Source organism: Mesorhizobium sp. WSM4310 (assembly GCF_007003935.1).
GTDB lineage: Bacteria > Pseudomonadota > Alphaproteobacteria > Rhizobiales > Rhizobiaceae > Mesorhizobium.
The window spans coordinates 13442-29173 of sequence record NZ_VFTA01000034.1; the positions used below are offsets into that span (position 1 = coordinate 13442).

Here is a 15732-nt window from a genome sequence, read left to right on the forward strand (position 1 = left end):
TTCTTCAATCGCGTTCCGGCAGGAAAATAGAACGACCGCGGGCGCAGTCCAGACGTTCTAGCCGCGATAGCGCAGCGCATCGACCAGCAGCGAGAAGGCAGGCGTCGCCTGGCGACGGCTGGGGTAGTAGAGATGGTAGCCAGGGAAGGGCGGGCACCAGTCTGCCAGCACCCGCACCAGCCGGCCGTCGGCAAGATGCGCGCGCACTTGATCCTCCGGCAGGTAGGCAAGGCCAAGGCCGGCCAGCACCGCATTCATGCGCAACCCCGCCGTGTTGAAGATCAGCTGGCCTTCGACGCGCACCTTCAGTTCGCGCCCGGCCTTTTCGAATTCCCAGGCATAGAGCCCGCCATAGGTCGGCAGGCGCAGGTTGATGCAGTTGTGGGCGGTGAGTTCCTGCGGCGTGCGCGGCCTCGGCTGCCGGGCGAAATAAGCAGGCGATCCAACCGCGGCCATGCGCATGTCGGGGCCGATGCGCACCGCGATCATGTCGTGCGCCACCTGTTCGCCAAGCCGCACGCCGGCGTCATAGCGCTCGGCGACGATGTCGGTCAGGCCGTAGTCGACGATGATCTCGACCTTGAGGTCGGGATAGTCCGGCATAAGCCGCGCGATCGCCGGCCACAGCACCGCCTCGGCGGCATGCTCGCCGGCAGTGATGCGGATGGTGCCGGCGGGCTTTTCACGCAGGGCGCTGAGCGCGGCGAGCTCGGCCTCGATCTCGGCGAGCCTTGGCCCGACGGAGCGCACCAGGCGCTCGCCGGCCTCGGTGGGCGCCACGCTGCGCGTGGTGCGGGTCAGCAACCGCACGCCCAGCCGCTCCTCCAGCGCGCGCACCGTGTGGCTGAGCGCCGATTGTGAGACGCCGAGCTGTGCCGCCGCCCGCGTGAAGCTTTTTTCGCGCGCGATGGCGAGGAAAGCGGCCAGCTCGTTCAGATTGTCTCGCGGCATTGATGAGTTTTCCTCATAAGTACATGCCGGGTATAGCATCTAATCCAGGCCAATCGCAGGCGCTAAATAGACGCCATCACAATTGGCTGCCCGAACTCGGCGGCCTTGAAGGCCTGGGGCAGCGTGCTGCCTGGCGTCGAGAAGGAGAAACCGTGGACATCAAGCGAAGCGGCTCGCAGCCTTCCGCAAAAGGTCCAGCCGACTATTTCACCGGCACGGTGCGCATCGACGCACCGTTCAAGGGCAGCGAGCCGGCCCGCGTCGGCGGCGCCACCGTGACTTTCGAACCCGGCGCGCGCACCGCGTGGCACACCCATCCGCTCGGCCAGACGCTGATCGTCATGTCGGGCGCCGGCCTGGTCCAACGTGAGGGCGGCCCGATCGAGCCTATTCGCCCCGGCGACATCGTCTGGTTCGCGGCCGGCGAGAAGCACTGGCATGGCGCGGCACCGACAACAGCGATGACCCACATTGCCATCGCCGAGGCCCTCGAAGGCAAGGTCGTCGACTGGATGGAGCATGTTACCGACGAACAATACGGGGTCTGAGCAAGCATCAGCGCTTCGCTTGGACCGATGCCGCAACGAAGGAAACCACCATGACCGATAAACCAGTGCCGCACAGGAGTCCGTTCTCCGATATCGCGCCCGCGCTCGGCAGATACACCGACGAGGTGCTGTTCGGAGATGTCTGGATACGGCCCGGCCTTTCGCCGCGCGACCGCAGCCTCGTCACCGTCGCCAGCCTGATCTCGAACTACCGGATCAACGAGATGCCTTTCCACATGAAGCGGGCACTCGACAATGGCGTCACCCGCGACGAACTCATCGAAACCATCACGCATCTCGCCTTTTACGCCGGATGGCCGGTTGCAAGCACGGCGATCGGCGTCGCCCGCAAGGTTTTCGAACAGGCGGATGCCGAGAAAAAGGAATAGGAAATGCCTTGGTCGAAGGATGAACTCGAGAGGATCGCGGCAACCGACGATCTGCATATTTCGCCTTTGCGCGATGACGGCGTGACCCTGGGCACGCCGACCTGGATCTGGTCGGTCATCGTCGACGGCGCGCTTTATGTGCGCGGCTACAACGGCCAGCAGTCGCGCTGGTATCAGGCCGCGATCAGGCAGAAGGCCGGACGTATAACAGACGCCGGCCTGACCCGGGACGTTACCTTCGAAGCAGTCGAGGGAACCGTCAACGCCCGCATCGATGACGCCTACCGCGCGAAATACGCAGCCAGCCCTTATCTCGCACCGATGATCGCGGCGCGCGCCCGCGCCGCCACGGTGCCGATCACACCGAAGGAGAATTGAAGATGCAAAAGCGCACACTTGGAACAAGCGGCCTCGAAGTCTCGGCCATCGGGCTCGGCTGCATGGGGATCAGCCAGTCCTACGGGGCGCCGATGGAGACGCCGGATGCCGTTCGCCTGATCCGCTCCGCCTTCGAGCGCGGCATCACCTTCTTCGACACGGCGGAGGTCTATGGGCCGTTCAGGAACGAGGAGGTCGTCGGCGAGGCGCTGCAGCCGATCCGCGACCAGGTGGTGATCGCCACCAAATTCGGCATCGACATCGCCGGCACGGCCGGACATGAGGGCATGGACAGCCGGCCGCAGCATATTCGCGAGGTCGTCGAAGCCTCGCTCAAGCGGCTGAGGACAGATCGCATCGACCTGCTCTACCAGCACCGCGTCGATCCGGTCGTGCCGATCGAGGATGTGGCGGGCGCGGTGAAGGACTTGATCGGCCAAGGCAAGGTCAAGCATTTCGGCCTCTCCGAAGCCGGCGTGCGCACCATCCGCCGCGCCCATGCGGTGCAGCCGGTCGCCGCCCTGCAAAGCGAATATTCGCTGTGGTGGCGCGAACCCGAGGGGGCGATCCTGCCGGTGCTCGAAGAACTGGGCGTCGGCTTCGTGCCCTTCAGCCCGCTGGGCAAGGGTTTCCTGACCGGCGCCATCAATGCCGATACCAGGTTCGACAGCAGCGACTTCCGCAACACCGTGCCGCGTTTCGCGGAAGAGGCGCGCAAGGCGAACCAGGCGCTGGTCGATGCGATCGTCGCCATCGCGGCGCAGAAGAAGGTGACCCCGGCGCAGGTCGCGCTCGCCTGGCTGCTGGCGCAAAAACCCTGGATCGTTCCGATCCCGGGCACGACGAAGCTCAACCGCCTCGAGGAGAACATCGGATCGGCCTCGGTCGCGCTGACGGCGCAGGATCTTGCCGACATCGAAAACGCGGTCTCGGCAATTGCCGTGCAGGGCGAGCGCTATTCGCCGCAACAGGCGGCGAGGATCGACCGCTGAAGCGTGCGCGCGCTCTGTGACCGTGTAGCCATCCGGCGGATTCCTTCAGGACGGTCGAGTTCGCCATGAGCTGGCCCGATGAGGCCGACATCAACGAGATCCTGTTCAGGCCGACGGCGCAAGAGCACTAAGTTCGAAAGTCTGGGCTAATCCCCAAGCCTTGACGCCCCGCGCCTCATGTTCCAGCTTGGCGTCATGTTCGCTCTCGCGCCCACAAACACCCAGCGACGCCGCCGCTCATTGCCGAGCGGCATGCTGAGCGCGCGACGACAAAGGCCGGCAGGATAGATCCGGTTCGTTCGTTTCGAGCCCCGCCCGCGACAACGCAGGCGGGGTTTTGCATATCTGGAGCACTGTGATGACAAATTCTTCCATCCGGTTTCGGCCGGCCGAAACCGCTGACGCCGCGACCATCAGGGACATTGTGCGCGCGGCCTATGGCAAATGGGTGCCGGTGATCGGCCGCGAGCCGCTGCCGATGCGCGCCGATTACGGGAAGGCCGTTGCCGAGCATCCGTTCGAGCTTGCCGTCGACGGCGGCCGCATCGTCGGCATGATCGAAACCATGCTGGCCGACGATCATCTGTGGATCGAGAACGTCTGCGTCGCGCCGCAGGCGCAGGGCAGGGGGATCGGCCGGCTGCTGCTGGAGCGGGCCGAGCGCAAGGCGCTCGAAGCAGACCGCCTGGAGCTGCGCCTGCTGACCAATGGCGCCTTCGAGGCCAATGTGTTGTTGTACAAAAAGCATGGCTATACGATCGAGCGGGAGGAGCCGTTCATGGGCGGCATGACGGTCTATATGAGCAAGAAATTGACGCGATAGCGGACAAATCGGAGGCATGGATACGACGATGGCTGCCAAGGTCAAATTGAGGCAACTTCCCGGGCCGTACGCGATCTCGCGGCTCGCTGCGGGCGACGGCATTCCCGGCTGGGCGGACGGGCCGGGCTTCGTCAGCATCACCCGGACCGACGACGAGCTTTCGATCACGTGCCTGCAGGATCGAGTCCCAGGCGCGGTCAAGCACGACGGCGACTGGGTCGCCTTCAAATTGCAGGGGCCCTTTGCTTTCGACGAAACCGGCATCGTGCTGTCGGTCATCCAGCCGCTGTCGGAAAACGGACTGGGCATCTTCCTGGTGTCCACCTTCGACGGCGACCACCTGCTGGTGAAAGCGGCGGACCAGGAAGCGGCGCGACAGCATCTGGTCGAGGCAGGACACACGCTGCTGTCGTGAGCGAAAAAGGTGCTGACGTGATGCAAGAAGCCGTCCGCGACCTTTGCAGGATTGCTCCCAAGCTGACGGACGACCTCAATTTCGAGCAAACTACCGCAGCGCAGAAGTGCATCGAGGCCTTGGTTCTGCCATTGTCCACGGATGACGTCAGCGGCCTGATATCGTTGCTGCCTGCCGACGGCGACACGGCCTACGGGCTCAACTGGTCCATTCTACATGCGGTCGAAGCGGCTCCCGAATGGCCGCTGTGGGACATGCTTCGGGACGAAGGCAACGATTGGGTTCGCCGGTTTTGCCAGCGGCTTGCCAATGCGGGTTTCGAAGCCCCATGCGATGTCGGTTCAAAGCCGAACTGACCGCACCGCTTCCTGGCCCAACGCCTCTGGCTCAATCGCTGGCGCGCTGGCTCAGCCATTTCGGGGATTGCGTTTGACAGCGGCGTTTGTGCATCGTTATTTCTGATCGGATATGACGGCCGGAACGGCCTTGCGGCACCCAAGGAGAAAACCATGCCACACAATCTGCAGTTCTATATCGACGGCGCATGGGTCGATCCTGTCGTGCCCAACACGCTCGATGTCATCGATCCGTCGAACGAGGATGTTTTCGCGCAGATCTCGCTCGGTTCCAAGGCCGATGTCGACAAGGCGGTGGCCGCCGCCAGGCGCGCCTTCAATACGTTCGGCTTCACCTCGGTTGATGAACGCCTCGACATGTTGAACCGCGTCATCGAGGTCTACAAGAAGCGCAGTTCGGACCTGGCGCTCGCCGTGTCGCGCGAAATGGGCGCGCCGCGCCAGATGGCGCTCGACAGCCAGGTTGGCGTCGGGCTGGCGCATCTGGAGAAGATGGCGGAGACGCTGAAGATCTTCCAGTTTCGTCACGTCAAGGGTTCCTCGCTGATCGTCAAGGAACCGATCGGCGTCGTCGGCCTGATCACGCCGTGGAACTGGCCGCTGAACCAGATCACCTGCAAGGTCGGCCCGGCACTTGCCGCCGGCTGCACCATGGTGCTGAAGCCGTCGGAAATTGCGCCGCTCGACGCCATCATCTTCGCCGAGATCATCGATGAGGCCGGCGTGCCGAAGGGTGTGTTCAATCTCGTCAATGGCGACGGCCCCGGCGTAGGCCAGGCGCTGTCCAGCCATCCCGACGTCGACATGATGTCGTTCACCGGCTCGACGCGGGCCGGCATATTGGTGGCCAAGGCCGCCGCCGACACGGTCAAGCGCGTGCACCAGGAACTGGGCGGCAAGTCGGCCAACATCCTGTTCCCGGATGTCGACCTCGCCCGCGCCGTCACCAAGGGTGTCGCCGGCTGCTTCGGCAATAGCGGCCAGTCCTGCAATGCGCCGACCCGCATGTTCGTGCCGCGCGAGCGCCATGACGAGGCCGCCGGTTATGCCAAGGCGGCGGCGGAAAAATTCGTGGTCGGCCCGGCCGACGGCGCCAACACCAAGCTTGGCCCGGTGGTCAGCCAGATGCAGTTCGACAAGATCCAGGACCTGATCCAGGCCGGCATCGACGAGGGGGCGACGCTGGTCGCCGGCGGCCCCGGCCGCCCGGCCGAACTCAACCGCGGCTACTATGTCAGGCCGACGGTGTTCGCCGACGTCACCCACGACATGCGCATCGCGCGCGAGGAGATCTTCGGGCCGGTGCTGGCGATCCTGCCCTACGACACGGTCGAACAGGCGGTCGAGCAGGCCAACGAAACCGTCTACGGCCTTGCCTCCTACATCCAGGCCAAGGACATCCAGAAGGCCCGCGACGTGGCGGCACGCATGCGCTCCGGCAATGTCTACATCAACTACCCGGCCTGGGACGCCGGCCTGCCCTTCGGCGGCTACAAGCAATCAGGCAACGGCCGCGAATACGCCGAATACGGGCTCGAGGATTTCCTCGAGATCAAGGGCATCGCCGGGTATGAGGCGGCGGAGTAGGCGGGGCGCTAGCATCGACCTTCCAGGACTTGGGTTCCTCTCCCCCGCAAAGCGGGGGAGAGGTGGCCGCGAAGCGGTCGGAAAGGGGGCTGCGGCGCTGGAAGTTTCTGCTCAATCACCTAGGGCCGCGCCATCCCCCGCTCCGTCTCGGCTTCGCCGATCCACCTCTCCCCCACTTCGTGGGGGCGAGGAACCCAAGTCTGTTAAGGTCTCATCCTTGCCAATTGGCAAATACATGCTATATCTCTGCCAATAGCAGGGTGAGCAACATGCAGCTTCAGTCCATCGTCACGACGCCGGCCGCGGTCGGGTCAGCCATTTCGGAAGAAGAGGCCGGCGCGCTGGCGCGCACCACGGTCAATCTGTTCAAGGCGTGGAACCTCACTGACCTCGAGGCCTGCATCCTGCTCGGCGGCATGTCGGCGCGCACCTGGGCACGTTGGAAGACTGGGGCGCGCTGGAAGGAAGGCGGCATCGGAAGAATCGACCGCGACCTGCGCACCCGCATGGCGCATCTGATGGGCATCCACAAGGGCCTGCGCTATCTCTTCACCGAGCCGGCGCGCGGCTATGCCTGGATCCGCAAGCCCAATGCCACGTTCGGCGGCCAGTCGGCGCTCGACCTGATGCTGCGCGGCGAAATCTCCGACCTTGCCGCCATGCGCGAATGGCTCGATGCGGAGCGTGGTGCATGGTGAGTGGGCTCGCGGTCAGGCGCCGCGTCCACTGGCCCCAGACGTTTCGCATCATCCGCTCCATCCATCCGCCGATCGACCTGTTCGAGGACATTGCCGATCCGCGTGACTGGGAGGCGCTGGCCGCCGTCGAGGAGAAGACCAACCCGCGCATCCGGCTGGAGATCGGCGATCTCGGCAAGGTCGCGGCGGCAAGGCGGGTGTCCGGCCCCGGCGCCAGCTTCGTCATGGCGCCCTTCGTGCATTGTTCGACGCTGCGGCCCGGCCGCTTCTCGGATGGCAGCTACGGCCTCTATTATGCCGGCGACAGCGAGGATGTGGCGCTGGCCGAAACCATCCACCACCACCAGAACTTCATGCGCGCCACCAATGAGGATCCGGGCTGGACGGCGGACTTTCGCGTGCTGATCGGCAGCGTCGACCGCGACCTCGACGACGTCAACGCCGTGCCCGGCGTGCTCGACCCCAACGATTACACCGCATCGCAGGCGGAGGGGCGGGCGCTGCGGGCAGGGGGCAGCGATGGACTTGTCTGGAACAGCGTGCGTATGCCCGACGGGCAATGCATCGGCATCTTCTGGCCCGACGTCATTCCCGTGCCGGTGCAGGGCCGGCACTACTCCTACCACTGGGACGGCAGCCATGTGGATTTCGTGCGCCAGCACGATACGGGCAAGGTGCTGTCGGTCACCTGACGGGATGGCGGCGCATTCGCCGCGGAGGCTGGCGCCCGGCGGCGCTATTTGCGGCTTCGTGCCGTGTCCTGAGACCAACTTGCTCCGATGGCCTTCGAAAATAGCATGGATTTCCTGCCATATCGACTCTACCCGATCTATATATCGGGTGAGATCGATGCGAGGTGAAGATGGACCGCGACATCATATTGAAGGCACTGGCGCATCCGTTTCGACGCGATGTCCTGGCTTGGCTGAAGGAGCCTGAACAGCACTTCGCCGCGCAGGCGCATCCGCTCGAGATGGGTGTCTGCGCCAGCCAGTTCGACCATCGCGGCCTGGCGCAGTCCAGCGTCTCGGCGCATCTGGCGACGCTGGCATCGGCCGACCTCGTGACGACGCGTCGGGTCGGCCAATGGGTGTTCTACAAGCGCAACGAAGAAACCATCGCCGCCTTTCAGGCCGCCTTGTCCGATCTCTGACGATCCTCCCCCCGAATGCATGAAAGGCATTTCTCATGACTACCCTGTTTGATCCCTTGCGGGCCGGCGACCTGACGCTGGCGAACCGCATCGTCATGGCGCCGCTGACGCGCAATCGCTCGCCCAATGCGGTGCCCGGCGACCTCTCGGTGACCTATTACAGCCAGCGCGCCACGGCTGGTCTTATCGTCACCGAAGCCACCGCCATCAGCCATCAGGGCCAGGGCTATGCCAACGTGCCCGGCCTCTATGGCGCGGACCAGCTGGCCGGCTGGAAGCGTGTCACCGACGCCGTCCATAGAGGCGGCGGCAAGATCGTGGTGCAGCTCTGGCATGTCGGGCGCATCTCGCACAACACATTGCAGCCCGGCAGCGGCAAGCCGGTGGCGCCGTCGGCGATCCGCGCAAACTCCAAGACGTTCCTGGTCAAGCCGGATGGCAGCGGCGAGTTCGCCGAGACCTCCGAGCCGCGCGCGCTCGATGCGGCCGAACTCCCCGGCATCGTCGATGATTTCCGCCGCGCCGCCAAGGCGGCGATCGAGGTGGCGGGTTTCGACGGCGTCGAGATCCATGGCGCCAACGGATATCTCATCGACCAGTTCCTGCGTTCGGGCACCAACCATCGCGGCGATGCGTATGGCGGGTCGATCGAGAACCGGACGCGCTTCCTGTTCGAGGTGGTCGACGCGGTCACGGGCGCAGTCGGCGCCGGCAGGACCGGGATCAGGCTGTCGCCGGTGACACCCGCCAACGACACTTCGGATGCCGATCCGCAGCCGCTGTTCAACCATGTGGTGGCGGGCCTGGGCAGCCGTGGCCTTGCCTATATCCACATCGTCGAAGGCGCGACCGGCGGCGCGCGCGACTTCAGCCAGGGCCACCAGCCGTTCGATTACGAAGAACTCAAGGCCGCCTATCACAAGGCCGGCGGCGCCGGTGCCTGGCTGGTGAACAATGGCTACGACAAGGAACTGGCCGAAAAGGCCGTCGGGGACGGCTATGCCGACCTGGTCGCGTTCGGCAAGCTGTTCATCGCCAATCCCGACCTGGTCAGCCGGCTGAAGCGCAATGCCGAACTGAACGTCCCCGACAAGGCGACGTTCTACGGCGGCGACGCCAGGGGCTATACGGATTACCCGACGGCGGCCTGAGCCGCCCATCCCAGACGGTTTGCCCTTTCGCCCGCAGCGGAAGGGCAGCCGCTCGCCCGGTACGATGGCCCTAACGGCTTACAGATCGGTTGCACCGCAAAGCCGACGGTCACCGCCGTCAATGCCTGAGAATCTTGCTCAGGAAGGCGCGGCTGCGGTCGGTCTTGGGGTGTGAGAAGAACTCGTCGGGCGTGCCGCTTTCGACGATGGCGCCAGCATCCATGAACACGACGCGCTGGGCGACCTTGCGGGCAAAGCCCATCTCGTGCGTCACCACCATCATGGTCATGCCTTCCTCGGCGACCGCCACCATGACGTCGAGCACTTCCGAAATCATTTCCGGGTCGAGGGCGGAAGTCGGTTCGTCGAACAGCATGATCTTGGGCCGCATGCCGAGGCAACGCGCGATCGCCACGCGCTGCTGCTGGCCGCCGGAGAGCTGTGCCGGATAGGCGTTGACCTTGTCGGCCAAGCCGACCTTGGCCAGCAGTTCGCGCCCGGCCTGTTCGGCCTCGGCGCGCGGGATCTTGCGGACATGGATAGGGGCCAGCGTGACGTTTTCGAGCGCGGTCTTGTGCGGGTAGAGGTTGAAGGACTGGAAGACGAAGCCGATCTCGGTGCGCAGCTGCGTCATGTTGGTGGCGGGGTCGCCGACGCGCTGGCCGTCGACGACGAGGTCGCCGTCCCTGATCGTCTCCAGCCCGTTGATGCAGCGGATCAGCGTGCTCTTGCCCGAACCGCTCGGGCCGCAGACGACGACCACTTCGCGCGGCTCGACGCTGAGCGTGATATCCCTGAGCACGTTGAGCGCGCCGAACCATTTGTTGACGCCGCGAAAGTCGATCATGCCGGTCTTGGTCAGGCCTGGTTGGGTCATGCCCGCTTTGGTCATATTGCTTGGCCCTTTGGGGTTCGATGTCACAGCTGCACCTCGCCATGCGCCGCGCCCATGCGGCGTTCGAGCCGGCGGGCCAGCATGATCAGCGGATAGCAGACGATGAAATAGCCGACGCCGACAAGGAAGAAGACCAGCAGACCGTTGGGCACACGCTGCACCACCAGCCAGCCGACGCGGGTGAGGTCGGTCAGGCCGATGGCCGAGACGACGGAAGAATCCTTGATCAACAGCACATATTGCCCGACCAGCGGCGGCAGCACGATGCGCATCGCCTGCGGCAGCACCACCTGGCGCATGCGCTGCCAGCGCGACAGGCCGGACGCCAGCGCCGCCTCGACCTGACCTGATGGAACCGAGCGGATGCCGGCGGCGACGATCTCGCAGATGAAGCAGGCGGCAAGGTTGGTCAGCGCGATGATGCCGGCGGTGAAGGCGTCGAGCTCGATACCGAACTCCGGCAGGATGAAGAAGATCAGGAAGATCTGCACCAGGAACGGCGTGCCGCGGATGAGGTCGACCCAGGCGCCGATGACGCTGGAGAGTAGCCGGCTGCCGCCGGTGCGCAAGATGCCGAGACCGAAGCCGAGCAAGGTGCCGAGCACCAGGCTGATCAGCGACAGCACCACGGTCATGCCGAGGCCGCGCAGGGCCAGCGGATAAGAGCCGGCGAGGCTGACGAATTGCTGCCACATCATGTCCGCGCCCCCGCCGTGCCGAGCCAGCGGCCGGAGAGACCGGCCAGTGCCTTCAGGCCGTAGTAGAGCAGCAAATAGAAGGCGGCGATGGTGAGAAAGCCTTCCGCCGGCATGAAACGATCGGAGGCGAGCAACTGCCCGGCACGCGTCAGCTCGGCGACCGAGATCAGCGACAGAAGCGCGGAATCCTTGACCAGCACGATCGCCTGGCCGAGCAGCGGCGGGATCGTCACCTTGAAGGCTTGCGGCAGGACGACCAGGCGCATGCGCTGCGTGTAGGTCATGCCGGAGGCGACGCTGGCCTCGACTTGGCCGCGCGGGATCGACAGGATGCCGGCGCGAATGATTTCAGCGATATAGGCGCCGCTGTTCAATGACAAAGCGAGGATGCCGACGACGAGTTCCGGCAGCACGAAGCCGAGCCGGGGCAGGCCGAAATAGAGGAAATAGAGCTGCGCCAGCAAGGGCGTGGCGCGCACCGCGTCGATATAGGCCTTGGCCGGCGCGCGAAACAACCAGCCGCGCTGCAAATTCATGGCGCACAGCGCGATGCCGACGAGGAGCGCGCCGACAAAGGAGATCGCCGACAGCCAGACAGTCGTGACCAGGCCCTGTCCGAACAGCGGCAGGTATTCGACGATGGTGCGGAAACTGAAATTTTCGAGCATGAGCGCGGCGGTGTGAGTAGGCAGTAGGCAGTAGGCAGTAGGGCAGTAGGCAGTAGGCGGTAGGCAGTAGAAAAGTGCGCCGAATGGCTACTCACTACTCACTACTGCCTACTCACTACTCACCAAATTTAGTGGTCTTTCTTCCAGGCGTCGGAATTGACCCAGTAGTCGAGGTTCTTCTGCAGGCGGCCGTCGATGGTGACCTGGTTGAGGAACAGGTTCATCCAGACCAGCAGGTCCGGCTCGTCATAGCGGGTGGCGAAGGCAAGCGGCTCCTTCGACAAGAGGTCCGGCATGATGGTGAAGGTGCCGGCCGGGTAGGCGGTCGACTGGCCCTTGACCGCCGAGACGTCATTGACGCCGCAATCGGCCTGGCCGTTGTTGACCGCGTCGAGCAGCAGCGGACCGCCGCCCTTGTAGCTCTTGATGTCGGCATCGGGGAAGGCGGTCTTGGCTTCCTTCTCGCCGGTGGCGCCGAGCAGCACGGCGATCTTGGTGCCCTTGGCCTTGCAGTCCTCGGTGGTCTTGAACTTGCTGTCGGCCTTGGTGAAGACGGTGCTGCCCGTGTACATGTAAGGCGTGGTGAAGGCGACCTTCATGCCGCGCGCCAGCGTCGGCGTCATGTCGGCGACCAGGAGATCGGCCTTGCCGGACAAGAGCGCCGGGATCAGGCCGTCCCAGTCGAAGTCGAGGAAGGTGATCTTCACACCCATTTCCTTGGCCATCAGTTCGGCGAGTTCGACCGAACTGCCGGTGCGTTCGCCATTGGCGCCGACCAGCGAGAAGGGCGGTCCTTGCGTCTGCACGGCGACGCGCAATTCGCCGCGCTTGGTGATCTCGTCCAGCGTTCCGGCGCTGGCGGCAGCGGTCAGGCCCGCGAGCGCAAGTCCGGCGATGAAAAGTCTTCCGGCGATGAAAAGTCTGGCAATCTTCATTCTGGCATTCCTCCCTGTTGTTGTTTGCCCGCGGATTCCCTTGGGCTCTTTTTTGAGCGGCGACGCCGTTTGCCGGCGGGCCGTTCGAAAATCCTCAGTCCCAGGCCACCGTCTCGGCAACCTTGATGCCGCGTTTGGCCAATTCGTCGAAGAAGGCTTCGTCGGGCACGTCGAGCAGCGGGTTCAAAAGGCCTGGCGTGGTGATCTCGCGCCGCGCCAGCATCTGCGCCACGATGCTGGCGGGGTAGCCGACGCCGAGGCTCATGCCGAACAGGCCCGACGCCAGGTCGCGCTCGATGATCAAATCGGATGTCACGGTCTTGGCGCGGCCACCTTGGAGGCCGGAAAAGACATTGCGCATCACGCAAAGGTCCTTCTCGCGGGGGCCATATTGCAGTTGCGGGCCGAGCAGCCGGCCGAGGAATTCGCGCGGGCTGCTGGAGGTGCCGGGCACCTTGTCCTCGGAGAGGAAGCCGAGTTCCTTCAGCGGCGCCCAGAAGGCCGACCATCCGGGCCAGCGCAACGTGTAGCGGCCGGAGCGGCGCAGCCCTTTGGCCGCGGGAAGCATCTCGACATAATGCAGCGCATCGCCATTGGGGAAGGCTTCCAGCCGGCCGAGGCCGGCGACCTCGATCTCGTGGATGAAAGCACTGTCGTGCTGGCGGGCTGCGGGCACGGCGACGCGCTTGCCGTCCTCGATCATCACGCTGTCGCGGTTCTGGCTGACCAGGACCATGTCGAAGTTCCAGCTCACCTTGTAGCAAAGCGGCTTGGCCATCGCCTTCGGCTCGGGAATGCCGCCGCAATAGGAATCGATTGATGCGATCGCGTCGAACTGTTTTGCGGCGCGGGCGTAAAGCACGAGGTCGATGCCGGGATCGAGCCCGCATTCGGTCATGATCGATACACCGGCCCGTTCGGCTTCCGGCGCCAGGTCGGCGATGGTCTTGGCATAATTGGTGGTGACCAGGGGCGTGCGGGTCGCGATGGCGGCTTGCACCGCCTCGCGCATCAGCGGCTGCGGCAGCAAATCGATGACGCCGTCGGCGTCCGCCAGCACATCGGCAAGCGCCGGTCCGATTGCACCCTTGGGCATGACGAAACGCACGCGGGAAAGGTCGGTCAGATCAGCCAGCCGGGCCGCGCCATCCGGCGCGGTATCGACGCAGATCACCTCCTCGACACCACTGGCGACGAGATCGGCGATGGCCGCGCGGCCTTGCAGGCCGAGGCCGCCGAGAACCGCTATCCTCATGCCGGCTCCTTGCGGTCGTCCGACCAGCAGCCTTCGGGCAGGCTGATCCATTTGTTGCAGGACGCCATGACGACGAAGGTTTCGCTGCGCACGACCTCGCCCGGCTCGCCGGCGCCCGGGATCAGTTCGCTGGTGACGCGATAGAGATCGGCGACGTCACCGGCCACCGTCACGTCGACGATGATGTCGAAGCGTCCGGTGACCACCGAAGCCGAGTTGACGAATGGCAGTTCGGAAATGCGCTGCGCCAGTTCGCGGGCCCGGCCGCGCCCCTGGGCATTGATGCCGACAATAGCCGAGATCAGTTCCGGCCGCTCGGTGAGGTTCAGCAGGCCGACGATCTTGAGCAAATTGCGGTCGAGCAAATTGCGCAGCCGCGACCGCACCGTCGGCACCGAAATCGCCAAGATCTCGGCAAGGCGGTTGATGCCCGGCTGGGCGTCCTGCGACAGCTGTTTGACCAGCCGCCGATCGGTCAGATCGAGATGTTCCCGCAAAGTGCCCGTCTTTCACAAATGAGATAAATAGATGCGCTTTTCTTTCTTATGTGAAAAGACCCTAGGGGAAATTTCTAATAACAGCAAGGCCCGTATCATTTATGGGCTATGATCATCTCCTCCCCATGCGGGGAGGCGGGATCAAGCGCCGCGGCCAGAAGCTTTGCCTGCGGCGTCAGTTCGTCGAAGCTGCGGGCACACAAATTGAGCTGGCGGGTCGCCCAGTCGTCGGTCAGCCGCAGGCTGCGCAGCGTGCGAGCCGAATGTCGGGCGGTGCTTTCCGGCACGATGGCGATGCCGGCACCTTGCGCGACCAGCCGGCAGACATTGTCGAGCCCGGGCACGCGGATGCGGATATGCAGATGGCCGCCCAGCCGGGCGGCCTGGCGGGTGACGTGCTCCTGCAGGGCGTGGCCGAGGCCGAGGCCAACGAAGGATTCGCCCAGCATGTCGGCGAGGCTGGCGCTGTGCAGGCCGGCGAGCCCCGGCCAGTTCCGCGCGGCGATCACCACCAGCCGGTCGATGAAGAACGGTTTCTGTTCGAGATGCGCAAGGCCGGCCCAGGTCGCGGCGATGCCGAGATCGGCCGCACCGCTCGCCACCGCCTCGGCGATCTCGTGGCTGGGGCGCTCCTCCAAATCGATGTCGATGCCGGGATGGGCCGCCAGGAAGGCCGGCAAGGTGTCGCGTAAAAGTTCGGCCGTGGCGGCGGTGTTGGCCATCAGCCGCACGCGGGCGCGCAGGCCGCCGGCATAGGCGCCGAGGTCGCCGGCCATCGCCTCGATCTGGTTCTGCACGGCCCGCGCATGGTGCAGCAGCGCCTGGCCGGCGGCAGTAGGCACCACGCCGCGGCGGCGGCGCTCCAGAAGCGGCGCGCCGAGCCGCTCCTCCATGCCCTTGATGCGGGCGCTCGCCGAGGCCAGCGCCAGCCCGGCAAGCTCGGCGCCGTGGGTGATGCTGCCGCGCTCGGCCACCAGCAGGAACAGCCGGAGATCGGTGAGATCGAAGCGCATCTTTTTGCTCCTGCGAGGTACGCGGCGTTGGCTTCAGCCTTCGGCCTGGACGAAGGCTGGCAGCGCAACTTCCACATTGTGCGCGGGCCGGATGTCGGTCAAATCTTTTGCGATGGAGGTTTGCGATGGGCGAAAAAGCGACAGGCCGGCTTGGTATTCTTGAAGGCATGGCGATGGCGCTTGCGATCGCCGTGGCCTCGCTTGCCATGGCGCAGGCGCAGCCTGGCCTGCGCGGATGCGCGACGGCGGTTCCCGCCCGCCATGATGCCGTGCCGGCAAAACCGGATGCCGATGCGGCTGACATGCTGCTGCATGATTGATCCCGTGGGC

Annotated in this window: 21 protein-coding genes and 1 pseudogene; 14 read left to right on the forward strand and 8 right to left on the reverse strand. The window is 65.0% G+C overall.

Going from position 1 to position 15732, the window contains the following annotated elements:
- Positions 1-57: 57 nt before the first annotated feature.
- Entirely contained in the window at positions 58-951 is an 894-nt protein-coding gene (locus tag FJV80_RS27680; RefSeq protein ID WP_142877954.1) for a LysR family transcriptional regulator, read from the reverse strand.
- Positions 952-1103: 152 nt separating this feature from the next.
- Here FJV80_RS27680 and FJV80_RS27685 point away from each other — a divergent pair, with 152 nt between their 5' ends.
- From FJV80_RS27685 to FJV80_RS27745, 13 genes and pseudogenes are all read left to right on the forward strand, one after another.
- The gene (locus FJV80_RS27685; protein ID WP_095793888.1) at positions 1104-1499 is read left to right on the forward strand and encodes a cupin domain-containing protein; all 396 of its coding nucleotides are present in this window, start codon (positions 1104-1106) and stop codon (positions 1497-1499) included.
- 50 nt (positions 1500-1549) lie between these two features.
- Positions 1550-1888 (forward strand): carboxymuconolactone decarboxylase family protein, encoded by a 339-nt coding sequence (locus FJV80_RS27690; RefSeq protein ID WP_095793887.1) that lies wholly within the window; start codon positions 1550-1552, stop codon positions 1886-1888.
- 3 nt (positions 1889-1891) lie between these two features.
- Positions 1892-2266, forward strand: a complete 375-nt coding sequence (locus FJV80_RS27695) for a DUF2255 family protein (RefSeq protein ID WP_142877955.1) — start codon at positions 1892-1894, stop codon at positions 2264-2266.
- 2 nt (positions 2267-2268) lie between these two features.
- Entirely contained in the window at positions 2269-3258 is a 990-nt protein-coding gene (locus tag FJV80_RS27700; RefSeq protein ID WP_142877956.1) for an aldo/keto reductase, read from the forward strand.
- Between the two features lie 35 nt (positions 3259-3293).
- Positions 3294-3389: pseudogene (locus tag FJV80_RS35305) on the forward strand (oxidoreductase); the annotation flags it as partial.
- Positions 3390-3613: 224 nt separating this feature from the next.
- Complete coding sequence (locus FJV80_RS27710) at positions 3614-4081, forward strand: GNAT family N-acetyltransferase (RefSeq protein ID WP_142877957.1); 468 nt, start codon at positions 3614-3616, stop codon at positions 4079-4081.
- 28 nt (positions 4082-4109) lie between these two features.
- Entirely contained in the window at positions 4110-4496 is a 387-nt protein-coding gene (locus FJV80_RS27715; RefSeq protein WP_142877958.1) for an ACT domain-containing protein, read from the forward strand.
- On the forward strand, positions 4493-4852 hold the full coding sequence (locus FJV80_RS27720; RefSeq protein ID WP_044548202.1) for a hypothetical protein: 360 nt from the start codon (positions 4493-4495) through the stop codon (positions 4850-4852). Before FJV80_RS27715 ends, FJV80_RS27720 begins: the two co-directional genes overlap by 4 nt.
- Before the next feature lie 153 nt (positions 4853-5005).
- Positions 5006-6439: an aldehyde dehydrogenase family protein gene (locus FJV80_RS27725; protein WP_142877959.1), complete on the forward strand. Its 1434-nt coding sequence runs from the start codon at positions 5006-5008 to the stop codon at positions 6437-6439.
- Positions 6440-6708: 269 nt separating this feature from the next.
- Positions 6709-7137 carry an MbcA/ParS/Xre antitoxin family protein gene (locus FJV80_RS27730; RefSeq protein ID WP_095775040.1) on the forward strand — a complete coding sequence of 143 codons (429 nt, stop codon included), beginning with the start codon at positions 6709-6711 and terminating at the stop codon, positions 7135-7137.
- Complete coding sequence (locus FJV80_RS27735) at positions 7131-7829, forward strand: RES family NAD+ phosphorylase (protein WP_142877960.1); 699 nt, start codon at positions 7131-7133, stop codon at positions 7827-7829. The genes FJV80_RS27730 and FJV80_RS27735 overlap by 7 nt, the downstream gene beginning before the upstream one ends.
- 170 nt (positions 7830-7999) lie before the next feature.
- The gene (locus FJV80_RS27740; protein WP_032931173.1) at positions 8000-8290 is read left to right on the forward strand and encodes a metalloregulator ArsR/SmtB family transcription factor; all 291 of its coding nucleotides are present in this window, start codon (positions 8000-8002) and stop codon (positions 8288-8290) included.
- Between the two features lie 35 nt (positions 8291-8325).
- The gene (locus FJV80_RS27745) at positions 8326-9441 is read left to right on the forward strand and encodes an alkene reductase (RefSeq protein ID WP_095793885.1); all 1116 of its coding nucleotides are present in this window, start codon (positions 8326-8328) and stop codon (positions 9439-9441) included.
- Positions 9442-9559: 118 nt separating this feature from the next.
- Here FJV80_RS27745 and FJV80_RS27750 read toward each other — a convergent pair whose 3' ends face one another.
- From FJV80_RS27750 to FJV80_RS27780, 7 genes are all read right to left on the reverse strand, one after another.
- Positions 9560-10318 (reverse strand): amino acid ABC transporter ATP-binding protein, encoded by a 759-nt coding sequence (locus tag FJV80_RS27750; RefSeq protein WP_140889845.1) that lies wholly within the window; start codon positions 10316-10318, stop codon positions 9560-9562.
- 41 nt (positions 10319-10359) lie between these two features.
- Positions 10360-11034: an amino acid ABC transporter permease gene (locus FJV80_RS27755; protein WP_142877961.1), complete on the reverse strand. Its 675-nt coding sequence runs from the start codon at positions 11032-11034 to the stop codon at positions 10360-10362.
- The gene (locus FJV80_RS27760; RefSeq protein ID WP_095774895.1) at positions 11031-11702 is read right to left on the reverse strand and encodes an amino acid ABC transporter permease; all 672 of its coding nucleotides are present in this window, start codon (positions 11700-11702) and stop codon (positions 11031-11033) included. Before FJV80_RS27760 ends, FJV80_RS27755 begins: the two co-directional genes overlap by 4 nt.
- A gap of 128 nt (positions 11703-11830) precedes the next feature.
- Entirely contained in the window at positions 11831-12637 is an 807-nt protein-coding gene (locus FJV80_RS27765; RefSeq protein ID WP_142877962.1) for an ABC transporter substrate-binding protein, read from the reverse strand.
- 94 nt (positions 12638-12731) lie between these two features.
- Positions 12732-13892: a saccharopine dehydrogenase family protein gene (locus tag FJV80_RS27770; RefSeq protein ID WP_142877963.1), complete on the reverse strand. Its 1161-nt coding sequence runs from the start codon at positions 13890-13892 to the stop codon at positions 12732-12734.
- Positions 13889-14389, reverse strand: a complete 501-nt coding sequence (locus FJV80_RS27775) for an Lrp/AsnC family transcriptional regulator (RefSeq protein ID WP_142877964.1) — start codon at positions 14387-14389, stop codon at positions 13889-13891. Before FJV80_RS27775 ends, FJV80_RS27770 begins: the two co-directional genes overlap by 4 nt.
- Before the next feature lie 95 nt (positions 14390-14484).
- Complete coding sequence (locus tag FJV80_RS27780) at positions 14485-15402, reverse strand: LysR substrate-binding domain-containing protein (RefSeq protein ID WP_142877965.1); 918 nt, start codon at positions 15400-15402, stop codon at positions 14485-14487.
- Positions 15403-15527: 125 nt separating this feature from the next.
- On the opposite strand from FJV80_RS27780, the gene FJV80_RS27785 reads away from it, so the two are divergent.
- On the forward strand, positions 15528-15722 hold the full coding sequence (locus tag FJV80_RS27785; RefSeq protein WP_095774891.1) for a hypothetical protein: 195 nt from the start codon (positions 15528-15530) through the stop codon (positions 15720-15722).
- Positions 15723-15732: the final 10 nt, after the last annotated feature.